Source organism: Microbacterium sp. NPDC076911 (assembly GCF_040687125.1).
In the GTDB taxonomy this organism is placed as follows: Bacteria; Actinomycetota; Actinomycetes; order Actinomycetales; family Microbacteriaceae; genus Microbacterium.
The window spans coordinates 159,248-181,044 of the sequence record NZ_JBFBMP010000003.1 but is presented as its reverse complement, the minus strand read 5'-3'; the positions used below and the strand labels follow the sequence as shown (position 1 = coordinate 181,044).

17 protein-coding genes, 1 tRNA gene and 1 other RNA gene are annotated in these 21,797 nt (G+C 62.8%); 13 read left to right on the top strand and 6 right to left on the bottom strand.

Annotated features, from left to right (window positions below; translation table 11 throughout):
* The first annotated feature begins 22 nt into the window (after positions 1–22).
* From AB0O81_RS05630 to AB0O81_RS05620, 3 genes are all read left to right on the top strand, one after another.
* Positions 23–193, top strand: a complete 171-nt coding sequence (locus tag AB0O81_RS05630; RefSeq protein ID WP_363582111.1) for a hypothetical protein — start codon at positions 23–25, stop codon at positions 191–193.
* A 153-nt stretch (positions 194–346) separates the two neighbouring features.
* Positions 347–1,012 carry a deoxyribose-phosphate aldolase gene (deoC, locus tag AB0O81_RS05625; RefSeq protein ID WP_363582109.1) on the top strand — a complete coding sequence of 222 codons (666 nt, stop codon included), beginning with the start codon at positions 347–349 and terminating at the stop codon, positions 1,010–1,012.
* Positions 1,013–1,051: 39 nt separating this feature from the next.
* Positions 1,052–1,591 (top strand): bifunctional nuclease family protein, encoded by a 540-nt coding sequence (locus AB0O81_RS05620; RefSeq protein ID WP_363582107.1) that lies wholly within the window; start codon positions 1,052–1,054, stop codon positions 1,589–1,591.
* Between the two features lies 1 nt (position 1,592).
* On the opposite strand, the gene AB0O81_RS05615 is transcribed toward AB0O81_RS05620, so the two are convergent.
* On the bottom strand, positions 1,593–2,621 hold the full coding sequence (locus AB0O81_RS05615) for an LLM class flavin-dependent oxidoreductase (RefSeq protein ID WP_363582105.1): 1,029 nt from the start codon (positions 2,619–2,621) through the stop codon (positions 1,593–1,595).
* Between the two features lie 193 nt (positions 2,622–2,814).
* Here AB0O81_RS05615 and AB0O81_RS05610 point away from each other — a divergent pair, with 193 nt between their 5' ends.
* From AB0O81_RS05610 to AB0O81_RS05600, 3 genes are all read left to right on the top strand, one after another.
* Entirely contained in the window at positions 2,815–3,333 is a 519-nt protein-coding gene (locus tag AB0O81_RS05610) for a hypothetical protein (RefSeq protein ID WP_363582103.1), read from the top strand.
* A gap of 148 nt (positions 3,334–3,481) precedes the next feature.
* On the top strand, positions 3,482–4,975 hold the full coding sequence (locus tag AB0O81_RS05605) for an MFS transporter (protein WP_363582101.1): 1,494 nt from the start codon (positions 3,482–3,484) through the stop codon (positions 4,973–4,975).
* 91 nt (positions 4,976–5,066) lie between these two features.
* Positions 5,067–5,579, top strand: a complete 513-nt coding sequence (locus AB0O81_RS05600) for an N-acetyltransferase family protein (RefSeq protein ID WP_363582099.1) — start codon at positions 5,067–5,069, stop codon at positions 5,577–5,579.
* A gap of 48 nt (positions 5,580–5,627) precedes the next feature.
* Here AB0O81_RS05600 and AB0O81_RS05595 read toward each other — a convergent pair.
* From AB0O81_RS05595 to AB0O81_RS05580, 4 genes are all read right to left on the bottom strand, one after another.
* Positions 5,628–5,715 (bottom strand) — tRNA-Ser (locus AB0O81_RS05595).
* 52 nt (positions 5,716–5,767) lie between these two features.
* Positions 5,768–8,074 carry a DUF3488 and transglutaminase-like domain-containing protein gene (locus AB0O81_RS05590; protein ID WP_363582097.1) on the bottom strand — a complete coding sequence of 769 codons (2,307 nt, stop codon included), beginning with the start codon at positions 8,072–8,074 and terminating at the stop codon, positions 5,768–5,770.
* Complete coding sequence (locus AB0O81_RS05585; protein WP_363582095.1) at positions 8,061–9,308, bottom strand: DUF58 domain-containing protein; 1,248 nt, start codon at positions 9,306–9,308, stop codon at positions 8,061–8,063. The genes AB0O81_RS05590 and AB0O81_RS05585 overlap by 14 nt, the downstream gene beginning before the upstream one ends.
* A gap of 7 nt (positions 9,309–9,315) precedes the next feature.
* The gene (locus AB0O81_RS05580; RefSeq protein ID WP_363582620.1) at positions 9,316–10,284 is read right to left on the bottom strand and encodes a MoxR family ATPase; all 969 of its coding nucleotides are present in this window, start codon (positions 10,282–10,284) and stop codon (positions 9,316–9,318) included.
* A 204-nt stretch (positions 10,285–10,488) separates the two neighbouring features.
* Here AB0O81_RS05580 and ffs point away from each other — a divergent pair.
* From ffs to recR, 7 genes are all read left to right on the top strand, one after another.
* Positions 10,489–10,585, top strand: an RNA gene (ffs, locus tag AB0O81_RS05575) — signal recognition particle sRNA small type.
* 70 nt (positions 10,586–10,655) lie between these two features.
* On the top strand, positions 10,656–12,794 hold the full coding sequence (pta, locus tag AB0O81_RS05570) for a phosphate acetyltransferase (protein WP_363582093.1): 2,139 nt from the start codon (positions 10,656–10,658) through the stop codon (positions 12,792–12,794).
* Positions 12,791–14,020, top strand: a complete 1,230-nt coding sequence (locus AB0O81_RS05565) for an acetate kinase (RefSeq protein ID WP_363582091.1) — start codon at positions 12,791–12,793, stop codon at positions 14,018–14,020. Before pta ends, AB0O81_RS05565 begins: the two co-directional genes overlap by 4 nt.
* An 88-nt stretch (positions 14,021–14,108) precedes the next feature.
* On the top strand, positions 14,109–14,870 hold the full coding sequence (locus AB0O81_RS05560; RefSeq protein ID WP_363582089.1) for an HAD-IA family hydrolase: 762 nt from the start codon (positions 14,109–14,111) through the stop codon (positions 14,868–14,870).
* The gene (locus AB0O81_RS05555) at positions 14,867–17,410 is read left to right on the top strand and encodes a glycosyl hydrolase family 65 protein (RefSeq protein ID WP_363582087.1); all 2,544 of its coding nucleotides are present in this window, start codon (positions 14,867–14,869) and stop codon (positions 17,408–17,410) included. Before AB0O81_RS05560 ends, AB0O81_RS05555 begins: the two co-directional genes overlap by 4 nt.
* 66 nt (positions 17,411–17,476) lie before the next feature.
* Positions 17,477–19,717: a DNA polymerase III subunit gamma and tau gene (locus AB0O81_RS05550; protein WP_363582086.1), complete on the top strand. Its 2,241-nt coding sequence runs from the start codon at positions 17,477–17,479 to the stop codon at positions 19,715–19,717.
* A gap of 3 nt (positions 19,718–19,720) precedes the next feature.
* Entirely contained in the window at positions 19,721–20,314 is a 594-nt protein-coding gene (gene recR, locus AB0O81_RS05545; protein ID WP_363582084.1) for a recombination mediator RecR, read from the top strand.
* Positions 20,315–20,383: 69 nt separating this feature from the next.
* Here the strand turns inward: recR and AB0O81_RS05540 are convergent, their stop codons facing one another.
* Positions 20,384–21,781, bottom strand: a complete 1,398-nt coding sequence (locus AB0O81_RS05540) for a threonine/serine exporter family protein (RefSeq protein WP_363582082.1) — start codon at positions 21,779–21,781, stop codon at positions 20,384–20,386.
* Positions 21,782–21,797 lie beyond the last annotated feature (16 nt).

Below are 21,797 nucleotides of genomic sequence, written 5' to 3'. Positions count from 1 at the left end.
GCCGTCACCTGGGGCTCGTGTCGTGGTTCGCTATATCTTGCCATCGGGCCAGGCGACCGACGCATTAGGTGAGTTGCTGAGCGCAGGCGACGAGACGCTTGTGGTCGATGGCAAGCGCGGCGTGGTGACGATTCCGCGCGGCGCCGTGATTGCGGCTAAAGAAGTTCCTCCCCCTCCCGCACGCCGCTCGTAACGGGGTCGGCCTCCGTCCAGGCGTGACCGTTAGACTCAACGGTGGCCGAACAGTGCGCGAATCGGCCTCGTTGTCGCCATCGTCGTCGTCAGCACCGGTTTGTCAGCCCGCTCCCGTGGGCTCGCCGCCTGATATGCGCCAAGGAGACACTTCATGACCATTGCCAATCTGGCCACGTACGTCGATCACACCCTGCTCGCGCCCGCAGCGACAACAGCCGATATCGACGCAGCTATCTCTCAAGCCGCAGAGCTGGGTGCTTACAGCGTCTGTCTCTCACCGTCGGCGCTGCCGGTTGAGCTGCCGGAAGGCTTGAAGCTTGCCGTCGTGGTGGGCTTCCCCAGTGGCAAGCACCAAAGCGAGATCAAAGCGGCCGAGGCTCGTCTGGCCGCGCTCAACCACGCCGATGAGATCGACATGGTGATCGATCTTGGCGCCGCCATCGAAGGCCGCTACGACGCTGTCGAGGCCGACATTCGCGCAGTGCGCGAGGCAGCACCCAAGCCCGTTGTGCTCAAGGTCATCATCGAATCGGCTGCGCTCTCAGACGAGGCGATTGTCGCGAGCTGCCGCGCGGCAGAGGCGGCTGGCGCCGACTTCGTGAAGACCTCGACAGGATTTCACCCAGCGGGCGGTGCATCGCTTCACGCGGTGTCACTGATGAAACAGACGGTGGGCGACCGGCTCGAAGTGAAGGCGTCCGGTGGCATTCGCAGTCGCTCTGACGCTGAGGCGATGATCGCTGCAGGCGCCACGCGTTTGGGCCTGTCAAGCACGCGCGCCATTCTCGAGGACCGCGAAGCAGTCGGCACCTACTAGCCTGGCATCACACCGACCGCTACCGCGGAGGGAGTGTTGATGGTTCAGGTGCGTGTGGCCGGTATCGCCCTCGATCCGGCAGGACAACATGTCATATTGCTCAAACCGATCGATGAGTCGCCAGGTGAAGGTCAGATTCTGCCCATTTGGATAGGGGCACAAGAAGCAACCTCGATTCTCGTCGCGGTGGAAGGTGCCGAGACGCCGCGGCCGCTTGCGCACGATCTGATGCGCTCAATGCTGGCGAGTCTCGATGCGATCGTGCAGCGCATCGAGATCACCCGTATTACCGAGGGCACGTATTTCGCGGAGATCGTCCTCACGACTGGTGGCGGCACCCATCGCATTGATGCGCGGCCATCCGATGCGATCGCGCTCGCCTCCCGCGTCGGCGCCGAGCTCTGGGTTGCTGACGAGGTGATTCTTCAGGCAGGGATCGTAGATGAGGTGACCGACGATGAAGAAGTCGCACACGGCGCTGTTGATCCCGAAGTCGTCGACCCGGCTGTGGCCGAAGAACGCGTAGACGAGTTCAAGCGCTTCCTAGAGAATGTCGACCCCGACGATTTTCGCGGCTGATTCAGACGCGCGGTGGCTGCCAACCCAGCGCGGGAGCAACGTGCTTCGCGAACGACTCCACAATGCGAAGGTTGAATTCGACGCCCAGCTGGCTCGGAATGGTCAGCATCAGGGTGTCGGCGCTCTGAATCGCCGCGTCTTGAAGCAATTGCTCGACAAGCACGTCTGGCGCTGCCGCGTACGTTTTGCCGAACGTCGATCGCATGCCATCGATCACGCCAACCTGGTCACCATCCTGGCGGCCTCCGAAATACATGTCTTCTTCGGCAGTCGTGATGGGAAAGATCGACCGGCTCACCGAGACCCGGGGCGTTCCTGCGTGTCCTGCGTTGCGCCACGCGTTGCGAAAGACGTCAATCTGCCGCGCTTGCAGCTCGTCAAAGGGCACATCGCCAGACTCCGTGAGCAGGGTGGACGACATCAGGTTGACGCCGTTTCGCCCCGCCCACTCGGCTGAGTCGCTGTTGCCCGCACCCCACCAGATTCGTGAGCGCAGCCCTGGCGAGTACGGCTCGATGCGCTGCGGTCCGGTGCCGCCTCCGAAAGGGGAGTGCGGATCGCGCTCTGCCATTCCCTCGCCCTCGACCGCGCGCAAGAAGGTGCCAAAATGCTCGCGAGCGATGTCAGCGCCGCGCGGGTCGTTCGCGCCGGTGTAGCCGAACGCCTCGTAGCCGCGCACGACCGATTCGGGTGAGCCACGGCTGACGCCGAGCGCGAGTCTTCCGTCGCTGATTAGATCCACGGCGGCAGCTTCCTCTGCAAGATACAGCGGGTTCTCGTATCGCATGTCAATAACACCGGTGCCGATCTCGATGCGCTTGGTCGTGGCAGCGATCGCAGCGAGCAGAGGCATAGGAGAAGCCTGTTGGCGAGCGAAATGGTGAACCCGAAAGTAGACGCCGTTCGCGCCGAGGTCGTCCATGCCCTGCGCAAGGTCGATGGCCTGTTTCATCGAGTCGCCAGCGGTCAGGATACGGCCGCCGCCGAGAGGGCCATAGTGTCCGAATGAGAGAGTGCCGAAGCTTTGCATAGTTGATGCAACGGTACGCCAGTGGCATCCATTCCATTGAATGCATCTTGGTCTGGTGTCGAGGGCACCAGCTGAGACGCCTGCGAGTGTTCCCGCGCGAAATGCAGGTCAGGCCCGAAGCGGTCTTGAGCTGAGCCTGACTGCTATGGTCGGACCCAATAGAGCGCTGAGTTCGGCGGGAGATGAGGAGTCCGTGGCCAAGGATAGTGAATCCGAGATCGTTGCCGAGGCTCATCAGATCCTGGGCGATCAGGAAGAGATCCTCGCGGCCGGACATTTCGGTCTCGCGAACCTCATCATCGCCCAGATCGCCGGTGGCACTGCGGGGGGTATCGCCACAGAGAGCGTCACAGGTTCTAACAGTTTCAGCTCCGCGCTTGGTGTCGGACTCGGCGGACTTGCGGCCGTAAAAGCATCCGCCGAAGCGCAGGGCGTCACGATGAAAATGATCGTCGCGATCACGCCGGAGAAAATTCACCTACTCAACCGCGACACTGGCGGACGCCTCCGCTCCGAAGTCGCGACCTTCCGTCGCGACGCCGTGGACATCGACATCGCGAACATCGGCCTCAGTCGACACGTGACGCTGACCGATCGTCCCACTGGGCACGTCGTTGAGCTCCACGGCTCGGTTTCCTGGTTGTCCTCGCAGGCGAAGGGCGACAAGATCGTGCTCGACCTTCTCGCGCATGACACCGCCGTATCCGGCTGACCCAGAGCCCATCCGGTTCTTGCGGGGATCAACGTTGCCCTCGCGCTGAGACGCCTGCGACTGTTGCCGCGTGAGTTGCCGTTCGCCCGCTGTTAATACTGATACCGCAACCTGGGTCGACTCGATGCTTGGGACCTAGGAGACGCCAATGGCTGCAGTTGCACCCGTGACTCGCACTGTTTCGGAACATATTGACGAGGCGGGACGGGCCGGACTTACCGCGTTGCAACAGCGCACTTGGTTCTTGGCTGCTGCCGGCAAGTTCTTCGAAGGCATGATCGTCTTTCTCGTCGGTGTGGCAACGCCGCTGATCGCCGCGGAATACTCGCTGTCAACCGCGCAGATCGGGTTGGTCACCGCGATGCCCCTGCTGGGCATTCTGATCGGTGCTTCTGCTCTCGGCGGGCTCGCCGATAAGGTGGGCCGACGCCCGCTATTCCTGTGGGAGATGGCACTGCTCACGGCGTGCCTCGTCGGCGTATCGTTCAGCGATTCGTTGCCCATCTTCCTGCTGTTTCTCCTCGGCACGGGCATGGCGCTTGGCGCGGACTATCCGGTCGCGCATTTGATGATCTCTGAGACGCTTCCAACCAAGATTCGCGGTCGCCGAGTGCTCGGGGCGTTTGGCTTTCAAGCGGTCGGAGCGGTCGCCGGTACTGGCGTGGGGATGCTGGTGCTCAGCCAGCGCGAAGAACTCTCCGATTGGCGCATCATGTTCGCCCTCGTGATCATTCCCGCGTTCGTCGTAACGATCGCGCGGATTTTCACCCCGCAGAGCCCGCACTGGCTAGCGTCCAAGGGTCGCTATGACGAAGCCGAATCGGTGCTCGCGAGGCTCTGTTTCGGAGACCACCCGGCGGGCGACTTGCGCATCACGCGTGAGGTGCCGGTCGTCGACATGGTGAAGGGCGACCGAGAAAGGTCGCAGTCGAGCCTAAAGACGCTGTTCAAGCGTCCGCTGCGCCGCGCGACGATCCTGACCAGCGTGCCCTGGTTTCTGCAGGACCTCGGGACATATGGCATCGGTATATTCACCCCCATTGTTATCGCGACCACGCTCGGCACGGACACGACAGGTCTCGAAGACACCGTTTCTGGCGTAATCGCGAGTGACCTCCAGGGGGCCGAGGGGGCGTTCGTGATCGACACCTTCTTGCTCGTCGGCCTTGCGGTGGCACTAATACTGGTCAACCGAGTCGGGCGCATCCGGCTTCAAGTCTTCGGATTCATCGGCTGCGGTGTCGGCCTAGCGATCGCCGCGTCGTCGGTATTCTTCGAAAACCCGACGTTTGCAATCTTCGCGGGTTTCATGATCTTCAACTTCTCGACCAACCTCGGCCCGAACACGATGACCTACGTGCTCGCCGGTGAAGTGTTTCCCACGCGGGTGCGGGGAAAAGGCGCAGGGTTCGCGGCGTCTATGGGAAAGGTAGGAGCCGTGCTGACGGCGTTTCTGTTTCCCACCCTGCTCGACGTTTGGGGTCAGGGAGTACTGCTTACAGTGCTTGTCGCGACATCGGTGCTCGGGGCTGTCATTACCTGGAAGTTTCGCATCGATACCGTCGGCAAGAGCCTTGAACACGTCGACACCGGCGCTGTCATCAAAGTGCTGACGACCGAGACCGAGCCGCGCCCCGCATAGGGAGTATTCACATGGCGGCCGACAGTTCGTCTGGGGCGCCGATACTGTGGAGGTCTCGTAGGTACGCGGCTGGCATGAGGAGGCTCGGTTGATGACGCAGGTGCGGAGCATGGATGCTGCTGATTGGCCGGCCGTCGAGACGATCTATGCGGCGGGGATCAATGACGGTCAGGCGACTTTCGAGACCTCCACGCCAAGCTGGGCGGCATTTGATGCGGGCAAGTTGCGACAGGGGCGCCTCGTAGCCGTCGATGATGCTGGCGCGGTCGTCGGATGGGTGGCAGCATCTCGCGTTTCGTCCAGGCCTGCCTATCGCGGCGTCGTCGAGCATTCCGTCTATGTCGCACCGACAGCGAGGGGGCGCGGGATTGGTCGGATCCTCCTTGAAGCCTTCATTGACGCGTGCGAGCAAGAAGGCGTTTGGACTATTCAGGCGAGCGTGTTTGCTGAGAACGTCGCCAGTCAGCGTCTGCATGAGTCGCTGGGCTTTCGCGTCGTCGGCACCAGGCAGCGTGTCGCGCGTGCGGGGGTCGGACCAGCCGCCGGAACATGGCGAGACACCGTCTTGATTGAGCGGCGAAGTACCGTGGTCGGCGCTGACTGACGCGATAGGCACCTCCCGCAGACTGCGTGGGATGCGACGAAGAATTTTTGGCGGAGGATAGGGGATTCGAACCCCTGAGAGCTTTCACTCAACACGCTTTCCAAGCGTGCGCCATAGGCCACTAGGCGAATCCTCCAGCAGCCCGTGAGGGCCGCAGACAATCCTACCTTGTCTGCGCTGGCCGACTGTCACTCCTGACGAAGACCGGTTGCCCCCGCGTACACACTGCCTGGTCGAACGAGCAAAGAACGCGGAACGACGACGGCAAGAATACGCCTCGACGCCGCAACGTGAGTGAACAAGGAAGCACTCGCTTCGACCGCTGCGGCAGCCGCCGCGTCGGTCAAACCGTAGTTGCGACCGATCGTTCCGGAATAGCTCGCATGCTCGATTGCGTAGACCAGGGTTTGCATAGCGTCACGGGAAGCTCCGTGTTCACTCACCAGGCGGGCCGCAAATGCCCGGGGTGTTTCAGCCCCGGGAACCGAAATACCGAGATCGATCGCGGTGTTCTGCACGGTGGCCCACGCGGCCAGGGCATCTCCGTCGTTCGCTGACCGAGTGAGCGACCGTTGTCTTGCCGCGCGAATTATGGCCGGTGCAGTAAGCGCAACCAGAACGAGCAGGATCGCACCGAACATCGGATAGAAGTTCGTCTCCGCATCGCGAATTACTCCGCTTGCGCCGTCTAACGGAACATTCAGATCTTGCAGATCTGCGCCCGGCGTCGATGTCGCAGTCGGACGGTCCTCGGGCTGCGCGGTCAACGAGTTATCGCTAGCGCCGGGGGTGAACGACTCCGGTGCGAAGGCGGTGGGCGTGCCGAGGCCGGCTGTCGGTTCGAAGCCGACCCATCCCACACCTTCAAAGTAGACCTCTGGCCATGAATGCAGGGTGTCGCTCATCACTGAATACACCGGTTCGCCGTCTTCGATCTCGCCTGTCACGTTGCCCGGCAGGTAGCCCACGACAATACGTGTCGGCATATCAAGAGTGCGTGCCATCATCGTGAATGCGGCGGCGAAGTGCACGCAGTAACCCTCGCGAACCTCAAGAAACTGTGCCACGGCATCGGCGCCGCTGCCATCAAAGCCGTCTTCGACCGGAGCATCGAGGGAGTACCGGAATTCGCCACCACGAAACCAACGCTGCAAGGCGATCAGTGCGTCGTAGTCATTGGTGGTGCCCTCGGTGACTTCAATAGCGAGCTCTCCGATGATGGGCGGCAGCTCATCGGGAAGGGCAACGGTCGCGTCATCGATACGCGGGCTTAGCGCAGCATCCATGGCACGAATCTGCTCGCGAGTCGGACGCGCCGCGAGCGACGAAACCGCATACTGCTGACCTTGAGTGGTCGCCGACTGTGACACCACAGTGCGATTCGCTGGCACGGCAGACCACGCACCTTCAAGCCCGGTCACGGCTGTTGCCGCCCACGGGATCGGCAACCAATACGAGACCAGGTTGACCACAGAAACTGAGGTCTCGGAGGGCGCGATGAGCACGTCTTCGTCGACGTTCAGTTCGACCAACCCCGATGAACTCTCCAGCGGCACTGTTCGCAATGGATCGGGCTCCCATACGGCCCCGTCAAACTGCGAGAGCGTTGTGGCTCGAAGATACGGGGGCGATGATGCATTCGATTGGTACCGAATCACTTCAATTGGGTCGGGCTGGCGCAGATCATCGCCCAGCGACAGCGACGCGTCGATGCCCGGGCCTGCTCCGAATCCCGAGCCCACGCGCACCGTAGGTTCAGGCAGCAGGGGGGATGCTGCTACGGCGACGACCACGGCGATTGCGGCGATTCCCATGGCTGTCGCGGGTACACCAGCTGTCCGTTCGGCTTGCTGTTCAGCGGGCTTTTCGCGTGATCGCGTCTCGGCGCGGAGCAAAAACAGAATCGCAGCGGCCAAATAGATGAACGACATCACGTCGGCTTCATCGCTGACGATGATCGCGGGAATCAGCGAGACAGCAATCAAGCCGACGGACGCAAGCAGAGGCATCCGTGCCGTGATCACGACGTGGTCGATGATGATCGCCAACAGACCCATCGCACCGACGATGAGGACCGACAGCGCGAGCGAGGGCTCCAGCGGCGCTGCTCCCTGGATGATTTCGTCTTGAGCCGCGGCCAACACCGCGGGCAACGCTTCGAGCGTCGCGGGTGTCGGCACGACCCAGAGCAACGCAGTGTTGCTGAAAAAGGCGCCAGACATGAACAGCGCCCAAAGAACGATCTCAATCAGTGAGACCGCGATCGCGGGCACCCCGATGCGGCGGGCGAAGTACCCGGCCGTCAAGATCGCAGCGGCAAGCACGAGTGCGCCAAACAGCCACCCGCTCGGTTCGACCACGTTCAGCACGGGCAGAAGCGCGGCAGTGAGAGCTGCGTAGACCGCGATGGTGAGCGTTCGGGCGCCGCGTCGAGACACTCGCGTCTCGGCAGGGTCTGACGTCACGGTGGACGAGGTCGCGTTACGCCACGACATGGCTTGCTCCCTGACCGGTCGCGTCGCGCCATGCATCGGCGAAATCGCCCTCGACCTCTATCTGGCCGACGTGCCAGCCGCTGTCGGATGCTGCTGCGAGGGCGTGAGCATCGGGGATCACTGCGAACAAAACGGGCAAAGTGGAGTGGTGCACGGCCGGAGCGAGAGCATCAGCATCCGTCGACGACAGTTGGCCGGTAATGACAACGACCGGGCCTGTTGTTGCCCCGGCAAACAAACGGGCAAGGTCGGGAAGGTCATCGCCGCGGCGTGCAGTGACGTCGGCGAACTGGGTGAGCATCTCGTCGAGCTCGGCCACGTCGCCTCCGTTAATTCGCTCGATCAAAACGGTGCCGTCGCTGTCGATCACCTCGACGGTGTATCCGTCGCGCACGAGCCGAGCTACGACCGACACACATGCTGACACGGCCGCCTCGAATGCGTCGTCACCTCCTGGCGCATAGCGGGCCTGGCGGCCCCACCGTTCGCCACTTCGATCGAGCACGACTGTGGCCTCAGGCGTGGATTCTTGCTCTTCTTGGCGCACCATGAGGGCGTCGCGGTGTGCGGTAGCCCGCCAGTGGATTCGGCGCATGGAATCGCCAGAGGCATACGGCCGCGCGACCAGATTGTCGGCGCCCTGGCCGAGCTGCGTAGTTTCGCTATGCAGCAATCCGCCGGATTCCCCGGTGAAGTGACTGAGCGCGGACACATCGACTAAGGCAGGAGCGACAGTGACCAGCGTGCGGGTATCGAAGCGTGTGCGGCGCACGGCAAGCCCGAACGGGTCGCTGGTCTTGATGAAGAACGGGCCGATCGAACGGGTTCCGCGAATCTCGCCCGTCACCTCATAGGTGACTTCAACCGTGCGTTCACCGTTGCGAAAGGCAGAGCTGATCGCCGGGAGCACGCCGTCGGCTGCGCCAGCGAGGCCCTTCGGCATAGTGTCATGCCAGGTTCCAGGCGGTGTAGGAACGGCGGTTCGTACTCCCACACGAGTGGTGACGATGCTCGCTTCGCCTACCTGTGCGACTTCGGGATTGATCGTTCTCGCGACCGTGTCTGTGCGTCGGGTGAGAGACACAGCGGCGAGACTCGCGAGCACCACAGCCAGCAACAACACACCGAAGTAGAGCAACTCGGTGACGCCGAGCTCGTGGGCAAGCACAAAGCACAGCCCTGAGAGCAGTAGCGCCCCCGTACCTCGCGCTGTCAGCGGCCACCAGCGAACCATTTGGCCGTCACTGCCTCGGTGCGATGGGCACTCGTGTGCTGGCCACGATTCGTTCGAGAATCACAGTGACAGCGTCGGGGCCACCACGGGCTCGTCCTGCGCCAGCGGCGCGGGTGGGGATGAGCCGATGTGCGAAGACGGGAACGAGCAGCGCTGCCACATCGTCGGGTATCACGAAGTTTCGACCATCGAGCGCGGCCCATACCTTGGCGGCCCGCACGAGCTGGAGCGTGGCTCGCGGGCTCGCTCCCAGACGCAGATCGGAGTGATGCCGCGTGGCGTGGGCCAGCGAGACAGCGTATTCCTCGACCGCGGGGGAGACGTGCACGGATCGTGCCCACGTGATGAGAATGCTGACCTGCTCTGCCGTCACCACGGGAATGAGATTCGTGAGCGGGTTCACCGTGTCACGCTGGCGCAACATGAGCTGCTCCGATTTCTGATCGGGGTAGCCCATAGAGACGCGCATCATGAATCGGTCACGCTGCGCCTCGGGCAGCGCGTACGTGCCCTCCATCTCGAGTGGGTTCTGAGTGGCGACCACCAGAAACGGCTTGGGCAGATGGTGAGTGTGCCCGTCGACCGTGACCTGAATCTCTTCCATCGCCTCAAGCAGCGCGGACTGGGTCTTGGGCGACGACCGATTGATCTCGTCAGCGATGACGATGTTCGCGAAGATCGCCCCTCGCTTGAACTCGAACTCGCGCTCGACCGGATTGAACACGCTGACACCGGTGACATCGCCGGGCAACAGATCAGGTGTGAACTGAATGCGACGCACCGTGGCATCGACCGATGCAGCCAGTGCACGGGCGAGCATCGTCTTGCCGACCCCCGGCACGTCTTCGACGAGCAGATGTCCCTCGGCGAGCAGGCAGACCAATGCGCTGCGCACCGCGTCGGGTTTGCCGTCGATCACGGTGCTTACGGATGCGACGACGGCTGCCGCAGCATCCGAGAATTTGCCCGGGTTCATCTCGCCAGACAGATCCACCTCGGTGCTCGTCATCGTGGTGTCAGCCACCGTGACCTCCCTCGTGCCGTCTCGGGTGACGGTCATCGGGCAGCGTCGCCCTTTACGCAATCGTAACAATCACGGTGAGTGCGCGGGCCGGGTGTGATTAACAGCCGTCAAACTCGCTCGGCGTGCTGATGGCCCCCGCACTCGGGTTAGACTTGTGGCAGCTCTCCGCGAGGCGGCATCCAGGCCAACTCCCCCAGGACGGAAACGTAGCAAGGGTAACCAGGCTCTGCCGGGTTCGCGGAGAGTCTTACTCTTTGTGCAGGTATATCCGCTGTGCAGGCATATCCGCGATTTGCGTTGATGACAGCCTCTAGGCTGGGGCCGTGGCGCAGAGCATTTTTATCACGTCAGCCGAAGGTCATTCGGGAAAGTCAACCGTTGCCTTGGGGGTTCTCGACGCGCTTAGCGCGGCGACGCCGAAGGTGGGGGTGTTTCGAGCGATTGCGCGTTCGACGATCGAACGCGACTACGTGCTCGAGATGCTCCTGGCTCATGACGGTGTTGACCTCGCGTACGACGATTGCGTTGGGGTGACATACGACGATGTGCGCGCTGATCCCGAAGCGGCGCTCGCCACGATCGTGGAACGATACAAGGCCGTGCAGGCGCAGTGCGACGCGGTCGTGATCGTCGGCAGCGACTACACCGACGTCGGGAGCCCCGCCGAACTCGCCTTCAACGCGCGTATCGCGGCAAACCTCGGTGCTCCGGTCGTCCTTGTGCTCGGAGGGCGTGCCGCGCAGGGCCAGCCCGAGCAACTCGGTTCAAGCATTCCGCGCACAGCGGCGGAAATGGGCCAGATCGCTTCCCTCGCGCTGGCAGAGCTCGCGCATGGTCGCGCAGAGCTCTTCGCTGTTGTCGCGAATCGCGCAGACCCCGATCAGATGGATGCGACGGTGTCGGCGATCAACCAGGCAATCGGGGTCTCGGCGTTCGGCCGCTCGGAGACCGTCCCGGTTTGGACGATTCCCGAAGACCGCATTCTGGTGTCGCCCTCAATGCGCGGCGTGCAACGCGCTGTGGAGGGCGAATTGCTCTCGGGCGACCCCACGCTGCTCACGCGCGAGGCGCTCGGGGTCGTGGTCGCGGGCATGTCGATGGTCAACGTGTTGCCACGCCTCTTTGACGGCGCAGTCGTCGTGATTCCCGCGGACCGCACCGAGGTGCTGCTCGCGGCGCTGCTCGCGAACGCTTCTGGAACTTTCCCGTCGCTTGCGGGCATTGTGCTCAACGGCGGATTCGATGTGCCTGAGCCCGTGATGCAGCTTCTCGACGGGCTCGGGTCGAGTTTGCCGATCATCACGACCAACTACGGCACCTATGAAACAACCTTGCGCATCATGTCGACTCGTGGACGCCTCGCCGCTGACTCACGCAGCCGCTACGACACCGCCCTGGCGCTGTTTGAACAGAACGTTGACACCGACGAGCTGCGTCGCGCGTTCGGTCTGGCAGAAGCGACCGTGGTAACGCCGCTGATGTTCGAGTTCCAACTCATCGAGCGCGCGCGTTCGCAGCGTCGCAAGATCGTGCTGCCGGAGGGATCCGACGATCGCGTATTGCGCGCTGCAGCGACCGTGCTCAAGCGCGACATCGCCGATCTCATTATTCTCGGCGAGCCGATCGAAGTGCGCGCACGGGCGCTCGAGCTGGGACTTGATCTGAACGGCGCTGAGATACTCTCGCCTTTCGATGCTGTTTACGTGCATAAGTTTGCTGAGGAGTACACGAAGCTTCGTGCTCACAGGGGCATGACGGTGCAACGGGCAGCTGACACGGTCACCGATGTGTCGTACTTCGGGACGTTGATGGTGCACATGGGTCTCGCCGATGGAATGGTCTCAGGCGCCGCGCATACAACAGCCCACACGATCCGGCCCGCGTTCGAGATCATCAAGACGAAGCCTGGCGTATCGGTGGTGTCAAGCGTTTTCTTGATGGCGCTCGCTGATCGCGTGCTCGTCTACGGCGACTGCGCGGTGATTCCCGACCCGACGAGCGGCCAGCTGGCCGATATCGCGATCTCGTCAGCTTCGACGGCCAGCCAATTTGGAATCGACGTGCGAGTGGCGATGCTTTCGTACTCAACGGGGGAGTCAGGCACTGGGGCTGACGTTGAGAAGGTTCGCGAAGCGACCGCATTGGTGCGTGAACGCCAGCCCGAGCTCTTGGTGGAAGGGCCGATTCAGTATGACGCCGCAGCCGATGCAGCGGTTGCGGCGGCCAAGATGCCGACTTCGCAGGTGGCGGGTCGTGCCACCGTGTTCATCTTTCCCGACCTCAACACCGGCAATAACACCTACAAAGCGGTGCAACGCTCGGCGGGAGCCGTGGCGATGGGGCCGGTGCTGCAGGGCCTCAACAAACCGATAAACGATCTGTCGCGCGGAGCACTCGTGTCTGACATCGTGAACACGATCGCGATCACCGCGATCCAGGCGCAGGAAAAGAGCTCCTCGTGATTCCCGTGCTCGTGGTCAACAGCGGCTCGTCGTCGTTCAAATACCAGCTCATTGATATGCAGACCGAGGCGACGCTCGCCTCGGGGCTCGTGGAGCGCATTGGCGAAGACATCGGCAGGGCTAAACACACGGTCTATCCGGCCGCGGCGCTTGGCGCAAACGCTCCCGCGGTTGTCGACGCTTCCTACGTTCAAGAGATTCCGATCGCCGATCACACTGCCGGTTTCCAAGTGATGATCGATGCCTTCGCAGCGAACGGGCCAGCACTCGCAGATCATCCGCCGATTGCAGTTGGGCACCGTGTCGTGCACGGGGGAGCGCGCTTTTTCGAACCGACGCTCATCACGCCCCTCGTCGAGATCAACATCTCTGATTTGTCCGTGCTCGCTCCGCTGCACAACCCGGCCAACCTCGCCGGCATCGTGGCAGCCCGCGAAGCCTTTGCTGATGTGCCCCACGTCGCGGTGTTCGATACCGCCTTCCACCAGACCTTGCCTCCGGCTGCCTACACTTACGCCATCGATCGCAAGCTCGCCGCGACACACCGCATCCGCCGTTACGGGTTTCATGGCACTTCGCACAAGTTCGTCAGCGAGGCCGCAGCCGCGTTCGTCGGTCGCCCCAACAGCGAGCTGCGTCAGATCGTTTTTCATCTCGGCAACGGTGCATCAGTAACGGCGATAGATCGCGGGCACTCAGTCGAAACCTCCATGGGGCTCACCCCCTTGGAGGGGTTGGTGATGGGCACTCGATCGGGTGATCTTGATCCGGCTGTGCTGTTTCATCTGGCACGACGCGAAGGCATGACCATCGACGAGCTCGACGACCTGCTGAACAAGCGCAGTGGGCTGATCGGTATGGCAGGCATGTCAGATCACCGCGATCTGAAAGCGGCGATTGAAGACGGTGACCGGCACGCGCTCCTTGCCTATGAGGTTTATGTTCACCGGCTTCGTGCCTATGCGGGGGCTTACCTCGCACAGTTGGGTGGTGTCGATGTCATCTCGTTCACCGCGGGCGTGGGCGAGAATGCACCGCTGGTCAGGTCGAGTGCGCTTGAGACCCTCGGTTTTGCAGGAATCGAGATCGATAGTGAGCGCAATCTTTCCCCTGAGCGTGGCACCCGCGTGATCTCGACGGATGCTTCGCCCGTTACCGTTCTGGTTGTACCCACTGATGAAGAGCTTGAGATCGCTCGCCAGACGCTGAGCGTGGCCCGATCATGATTGACGCCGCGCTCCCGTGCCGCGCTACGCTGGCACGACGGCGCGAAGGCGAGCCGACGTCCGACATCCACACATCGCTGGAGGCTTCGTGACCGCGAATGCACTGCCCGACCTGACTGACTACGACGCCGTACTTTTCGACCTTGATGGAGTGCTCACTCCTACGGCCGAAGTGCACATGCACGCGTGGCAGACGATGTTCACCCAACTCTTCACTGATTGGGAAGTCACCCCCGCTTACACCGAACGCGACTACTTCGACTACCTCGATGGCAAGAAGCGCTACGACGGAGTCGCCAGCTTGCTGCGCTCGCGGGATATCGAAGTGCCATGGGGACATCCCGATGACGACCCGACGGCCAACACCGTTTGCGGCATCGGCAATAGAAAGAACACATACTTCGAAGCTGTCTTGCGTGATGAAGGAATCGCGCCCTACCCCGGCTCGCTCGCACTGATGGATCTGCTGGATGCGGCGGGAGTGCCCATTTCGGTGGTCTCCAGCTCGAAGAACGCCCAAGAAGTGCTCACCGTCGCCGGAATTCGTGACCGCTTTCCCGTGGTGATGGACGGAGTCATTGCGGAACGCGACAATCTGTCGTCGAAACCCGCTCCTGATGTCTTCGTCGAAGCGGCGCGCATGATGGGCGTGGACCCGGCCCGAAGCGTCGCTGTCGAGGATGCGTTGAGCGGGGTCGAGTCCGCCGCAGCGGGCAAGTTTGGCCTCGTGGTGGCGGTAGACCGCGGCGCCGGCGCCGAAGCGCTCTTCAGCGCGGGCGCCCACATCGTCGTGAATGACCTTGGCGAGTTTGTTCAACCGAGCGTGGCCGATGAGGAGCCAACTGCATGATCAACCGCGACCGCTTTCCGGTAGACCCGTGGCGACTCGTCGAGTCATCTTTCGACCTCGACAGCTCCGGCGTCACCGAAACGCTCTTTGCCACCGGCAACGGCTACTTGGGACTTCGTGGAAACCACCCGGAAGGGCGCCACGGCCACGAGTACGGCACCTTTGTGAACGGATTCCACGAAACGTTCCCGATCCGGCATGCCGAGCAGGCATACGGTTTCGCCGAGGTAGGCCAGACGATCATCAACGCCCCCGATGCGAAGGTGATGCGCGTCTATGTTGACGAGGAGCCGTTGTCGCTCGATCTCGCCGACGTGCGCGAATACGAACGCTCTCTCGACATGCGCGACGGAGTTCTGCGCCGGAACATCCGCTGGACGACACCGTCTGGCAAAGACGTGCGCATCGATTTCGAGCGGATGGTGTCGTTCGAGGAGAAGCACCTCGTCATCATGTCGGTCGACGTGACCGTGCTTAATTCGGATGCAGCCGTGACGGTGAGCTGTCAGTTGCTCAACCGTCAAGACGGCGAAGACGTATACGGTGGGACGCCCAAAGCACCCAAGAAGGCCGGGTTTGACCCCCGCAAGGCCGAGCGCATCAGCGAGCGCGTGTTGCAACCGCAGGAGTACTGGCAGGACGGCGATCGTTCAGCGCTGTCATATCGCGTCTCGGAGTCGGGAATGACGATCGCTGTGGTCGCCGACCATGTCATCGACACAGACAACGAGTTCTCGGCTCGGCGTTTGATCGAACCGGACATCGCTAAGAATGTTTTCCGTGTGCGTGCGAAGGCTGGCGTGCCCGTGCGCGTCACCAAGATTGTGAGCTATCACACCTCGCGCGGCGTGCCCGCCCGCGAACTCGTCGATCGTTGTCGACGTTCGATCGATCGAGTGCTCGCCGAAGGGATTGAGCCGCAATTTGTGCAACAACGCGCGTGGCTCGATGCTTTCTGGCACCGCTCCGACGTACAGATCGGCGGGGATGACGAGCTGCAACAGGCCACTCGCTGGTGCCTGTTCCAACTTGCTCAAGCCGCCGCACGAGCTGACGGCCAGGGTGTGCCTGCAAAGGGCGTGACCGGGTCGGGCTACTCAGGACACTATTTCTGGGACACCGAGATCTATGTCTTGCCTTTCCTCGCGTACACCACGCCAGTGTGGGCTCGCAACGCTTTGCGCATGCGTTACCTCATGCTTCCCGCAGCCCGCCGTCGCGCCTATCAGCTCAACGAGGCCGGCGCGCTCTTCCCGTGGCGCACCATCAGCGGGGAAGAAGCCTCGGCATACTATGCGGCCGGCACGGCTCAGTATCACATCAACGCCGACGTGAGTTTTGCGCTGGCGAAGTACGTGCGCTCCACAGGTGATGAAGAGTTTCTGCATCGCGAGGGCGTGGATATCGCCGTGGAAACGGCACGTCTGTGGGCGACCCTCGGCTTCTGGCGCTCAAGCACGGGCGAGAACCGGCGCATCGGTGAGGCGCGCAGCGAGGGCGACACATTCCACATCCATGGCGTGACCGGCCCAGACGAGTACACCACGGTTGTGAACGACAATTTGTTCACGAACGTGATGGCGCGCTTCAACCTTCGGTTTGCCGCGCGGACGATTCGCGAGATGGCGGAAGTTGATGGCGAGGTGTACCGCCGAATGGTCGACCGGCTCGACCTCGACGAAGACGAGCCCTTGGCATGGGATCGCGCCGCCGAAGCGATGCACATTCCATTCAGCCCAAGCCTCGGCATCCATCCCCAAGATCAGGTGTTCCTCGAACGCGAGATCTGGGATCTCGAGAACACTCCCGCAGACAAGCACCCGTTGCTGTTGCATTATCACCCGCTGGTCATCTACCGATACCAGGTGCTCAAACAAGCTGACGTCGTTCTTGCCCTGTTCCTTCAGGGCAATCACTTCACCCCCGAAGAGAAGCTCGCCGACTTCGAATATTACGACGCACTTACTACGGGCGACTCGACATTGTCTGCGGTTGTGCAGGCGATTCTTGCGGCAGAGGTCGGGTACCAAGACCTCGCTCTGGAATACTTCCGCGAGTCGCTGTTTGTCGACCTCGCCGATCTTCACAACAACGCCTCGGATGGGGTGCACGTGGCATCTGCCGGCGGTGTGTGGACTGCGCTAGTTTCTGGCTTCGGCGGCATGCGGGATCACTTCGGCGAACTGTCATTTGATCCGCGTCTTCCTGATGCGTGGCCCTCACTTACCTTCCCGCTGCATTGGGGCGGCACACGGCTTGAGGTGAGCATCACGCGTGATGAGATTTCTGTCGCCGCAGGTGAGGGTGCGTCGGTCTCGTTCAGCGTCCGCGGCACGGGATATGTGGTCGGCGCTGGCGAGACGGTGCGTGTGGCGCTCGACGACCAGGGTCCTGTGATCGAAGGCAAGCCATCTTTGGGTGACTTCGCCAATCAGCGTCGAGAAGACGGGTCGTTGCTTTCGGCCTCAGTGCCAGCGGTGACCACCTCGATGCCGATCATCGGAGCGCCCGCAGATGTTGAGCGCGGCGCTGACGCGTGATTGCTTGTTGCTCCTAGAAAGCGACGTAGCAGTCACCGTGTCGGTGCCACGCCGTAGGCTGGTGCCGTGACCACAGCTCTGTACCGCCGCTACCGCCCTGAAGCGTTTGGCGAGATGATCGGTCAGTCACAAGTGACCGACCCGTTGATGACAGCCCTGCGCGGTGATCGTGTAGGCCACGCCTATCTGTTCTCTGGGCCACGCGGTTGCGGCAAGACCACCTCAGCGCGCATTCTCGCGCGCTGTTTGAACTGCGCAAAAGGCCCGACCGATACGCCATGCGGAGAGTGCGACAGCTGCGTGGAGCTCGGTCGCGGCGGGAGCGGTTCGCTCGACGTCGTAGAGATCGACGCGGCCTCGCATAACGGAGTCGATGACGCGCGTGACTTGCGCGAACGGGCGGTGTTCGCGCCAGCGAGAGACCGTTTCAAGATCTTCATCCTCGACGAAGCACATATGGTCACACCCCAGGGCTTCAACGCCTTGCTGAAGCTTGTCGAAGAGCCCCCGGATCACGTCAAGTTCATCTTCGCGACGACCGAGCCTGAGAAGGTCATCGGCACGATCCGCTCCCGCACCCACCACTACCCTTTCCGCCTTGTTCCTCCGGCCGCGATGCTCGACTATGTCGAGCAGATGTGTGAAGCCGAGTCGGTCGGTGTCGAAGCGGGCGTATTGCCACTCGTCGTTCGCGCCGGCGGCGGTTCGCCACGAGACACGTTGTCACTTCTCGATCAGCTGATTGCCGGCTCTGATCCGTCCGACGAATCAGGCTCGGTGACGGTGCGGTATGAGCGCGCCGTTGCGTTGCTTGGATACACCCACGCTGAGTTGCTCGACGAGGTTGTTGATGCATTCGCCGCTCGTGACGCAGCAGGAGCGTTCGCTGCGGTCGACCGTGTCGTGCAGACAGGTCAAGATCCCCGCCGGTTCGTCGACGACCTTCTTGAGCGGTTGCGCGATCTGATTGTCGTGGCGGCGACGGGGCAAGGAGCAGCCGCGGTGCTACGCGGCGTTTCCGCCGAAGATCTGGTTCGCATGCAGGGCCAAGCCGACGCATTCGGTGCGGCCCGTCTGTCGCAGACAGCCGATCTGGTCATTGGCACGCTCGACGATATGACCGGCGCCACATCGCCGCGGTTGCAGCTCGAGCTGATGGTCGCACGGGTGCTCGCCAGAGCTGCTGCCGCGTCGCAGGCGCCCACGACGGGCGCTACTAGCTCGGCGCCGAACGCACCGTCACCAGCGTCTGCACCCCCTGCACCCGCTGCGCCCGCGGCGCCAGCACCGGGGCATCAGTCAATGCCAGCGGCAGCAGCAGAACCGATTGCGCCCGCTTCGGCGCCGAGCGCTCCTGCGCCTGCGACGGCCTCACCCCCCGCACCGGAACCCGCGGTCAGCGCACCGTCACCCACTACACCCGCACCCGCACCCGCTGGCCCTGTGACCCTCGCGCGCATGCGCGAGTCGTGGACGCAGATTATGGGCGCGCTCGAGGGGATCAGCCGCACATCGTGGTTGCTCGTTGCCAACGCTCAGGTCGCAGACCTCGCCGACGACGTGCTCACACTGACATTCAGCAGCCCGGGCGATATTGATAAGTTCCGAAAGCTGAAGGCGGGCAAAGGCCCGAGTGAAGACCTTCGTCAGGCGATTGTCGGCGTCGTCGGACTTCGCGTGAAATACCTCGCGAAGCACGCGCCCGATCAGGGCCCACCGCCGATGACGCCGAGTCCGCCGGCGACACCCTCCGGCATGCCCGACGATGCTGCTGACCGGCCCGCCGCGAGGCCCTCTCAACCCGCGTCACCGCCGCAGACATCCGCAGCCCCACCGCGCCCGAGCGCACAACGCCCGTCGCCCACGCCGCGCGCGTCGCCCAGCGCTGCGGCTCCGGTCACAGAGTGGGCCGTTGCCTCGATCCCCTCCGACGCCGACGCACCGCCTCCTGACCCGGGCCCGGCCGCGTTTACAGAACCGCCCGCGCAGTTCGCGGTCGACGACGAACCCGAAGATGCCCGGCCCGGTTCCGCATACGCGCCTGTTGCCACGATTGCTCCGCCTGAAGGCGGCGTGCTCCCCGCGCGTGATATCGACGTTGCGCCTGGGCGCGATGACGATGATGATCTCGACACCGACCGCACCGCACAGATGCCGATTCCTCCCGTTGTCGCCCCTCCGCTTGCCCCTACGGTGACCTCACGCGTCGATGGTGTGCAGCGATACGGCGAAGCCGTCGTACGACAGGTGCTCGGTGCGACGTTTGTGCGCGAAGAGCCGTACGAATCCCCAACGAGGTTCAACTAGCCCATGTACGAAGGCATCGTTCAAGACCTCATCGATGAGTTCGGCAGGCTCCCCGGAATCGGACCGAAGTCAGCGCAGCGCATCACGTTCCATATTCTGCAGTCTCCGAACTTCGATGTGTCGCATCTAGCACTGCTGCTGAGTGAAGTGCGCGACAAAGTACGCTTCTGCGACATCTGCGGCAACGTCTCAGAGCAAGATCGTTGTTCGATTTGCCGTGACCCGCGCCGCAATAACACGTTGATCTGCGTGGTCGAAGACGCGAAAGACGTATCCGCGATCGAACGCACTCGCGAGTTTCGCGGTCTGTATCACGTGCTCGGCGGAGCAATCAGCCCGATTGCTGGCATTGGCCCCGACGATCTGCGCGTCACTCAACTGATGCAGCGCCTCGCCGACGGCACTGTGCAAGAGGTGATTCTCGCGACGAATCCCAACCTTGAGGGCGAAGCAACGGCGACCTATCTCAGTCGACTGTTGCACACCCTCGAAATCAGTGTGACGCGCCTTGCCTCAGGCCTTCCCGTCGGCGGCGACCTTGAGTACGCCGATGAAGTGACGCTCGGCCGCGCGTTCGAAGGCCGTCGCTCTGTGTGACGATTTCTTCACGGCTGGCGCTCAGCGCTGCTGCCCGCGCTCCGGCAGCGTGGTCGGCGACGTTGTCTGTCAACGACGCGCGCGGGAGCGCGGGCGGGTGACGCTGGCGAGGGTGCCTCGTAGCGGCTGACCAACGTAGATTCCGAGCGAAGCGCCCACTGCGAGGGCAATGCCCACCACTGCGGCACCGACAAGAATGCCGAAGCCGGTCAGAATCAGCTCCGGGGTGGCATTCGCCTCGACGATTGTCAGCAAACCGCGAAAAACAGCGGCGCCGGGAACAAGGGGCAAGATCGCAGCGGTGGTGATAGCGACCGAGGGCACGTGCAAGCGATAAGCCACCATGATGCCCACGACGCTGCCAGCGAAGGCGCCAATGCCAGCGGCCGTAGCGGCATCGAATCCGATCGAGCTTGACGCAAGATAGCCGAGCCACGCGACGAAGCTCAAGACCGCACTGACGACGATGATTCGTGAGCGTGCACCGTTGAAGATCGCAACGGAAACCGCGATCACCGCGGCCCCAGCAAACTGCAGGGGGATTGGCCCGAGGGGGAGCGCATCATTGGGCGCATCCATGCCCAGCCCGACCACACGTGCGGTCTGCAAACCCACCAGAATCCCCAGCACCACGCCCAAGGTTTGTGTCATGAGCTCCAGGATGCGTCCGGTTGCCGTCAGCGCGAAGCCATCGATGGCATCCTGGGCGGCGCCCACGACAGTGAGCCCCGCCAGCATGAGCACGACTCCCGACGCCACGATGATCGATGGGCGCACCATATCGGCATCGGCCCAACCGGTCAGGCGCAAAAGCTGTGCGACGGCCGCCACCATGGTGAGCACGAACGCGCCGGCGATCTGACTGAAGAAGTGGGGAACACGTATTCGGGCGAGTCCCAGCTGAGTGAGTGCTGCAGCTCCGGCGGCGATGAATGCCAGCACCATGACGAGCCAGTTTCCGCCGAACATCACGGCGACGCCCACAGCGAGAAGTGCCTGCGCGGCGACCACGATTGCCGGCCGATACAGAAAGGGTGTGCGACGGATCTGGCGATAGCGTTCAATTGCCTGATCCAGGGGCAGGCCAGTGGTGATGTCGGCAAGCAGCGCTTGCAGCCGCTGGAGCTTGTCGTGGTCGGTCACCGCCCCCTTCACGACCCGCATCAAGGTGATCGGTCGCGTCGCTCCTGATTGATGATGAGCAACCGTGATCGAGTTGTAGGTGACATCAACGTGCACGGGATCGAGGCCATAGACCCCTGAAACGCGAATGATGGTCAGCGTCACCTCGCTCGCAGGCGCGCCCGAGACCAGCATCGTCTCGCCGATGCGGATCGCGAGATCGAGAATGCGAACGGCCAACGCTTCATCGACGACGGGAAGAGCTTCGGTGAGCGCCGTCGACGCGACATTGGTGTGCACCAGACCGCCGAGTGAGGTGAAAATCCTGCGGCGCTGTGGGGGCATCGCTACCGCTCACTTT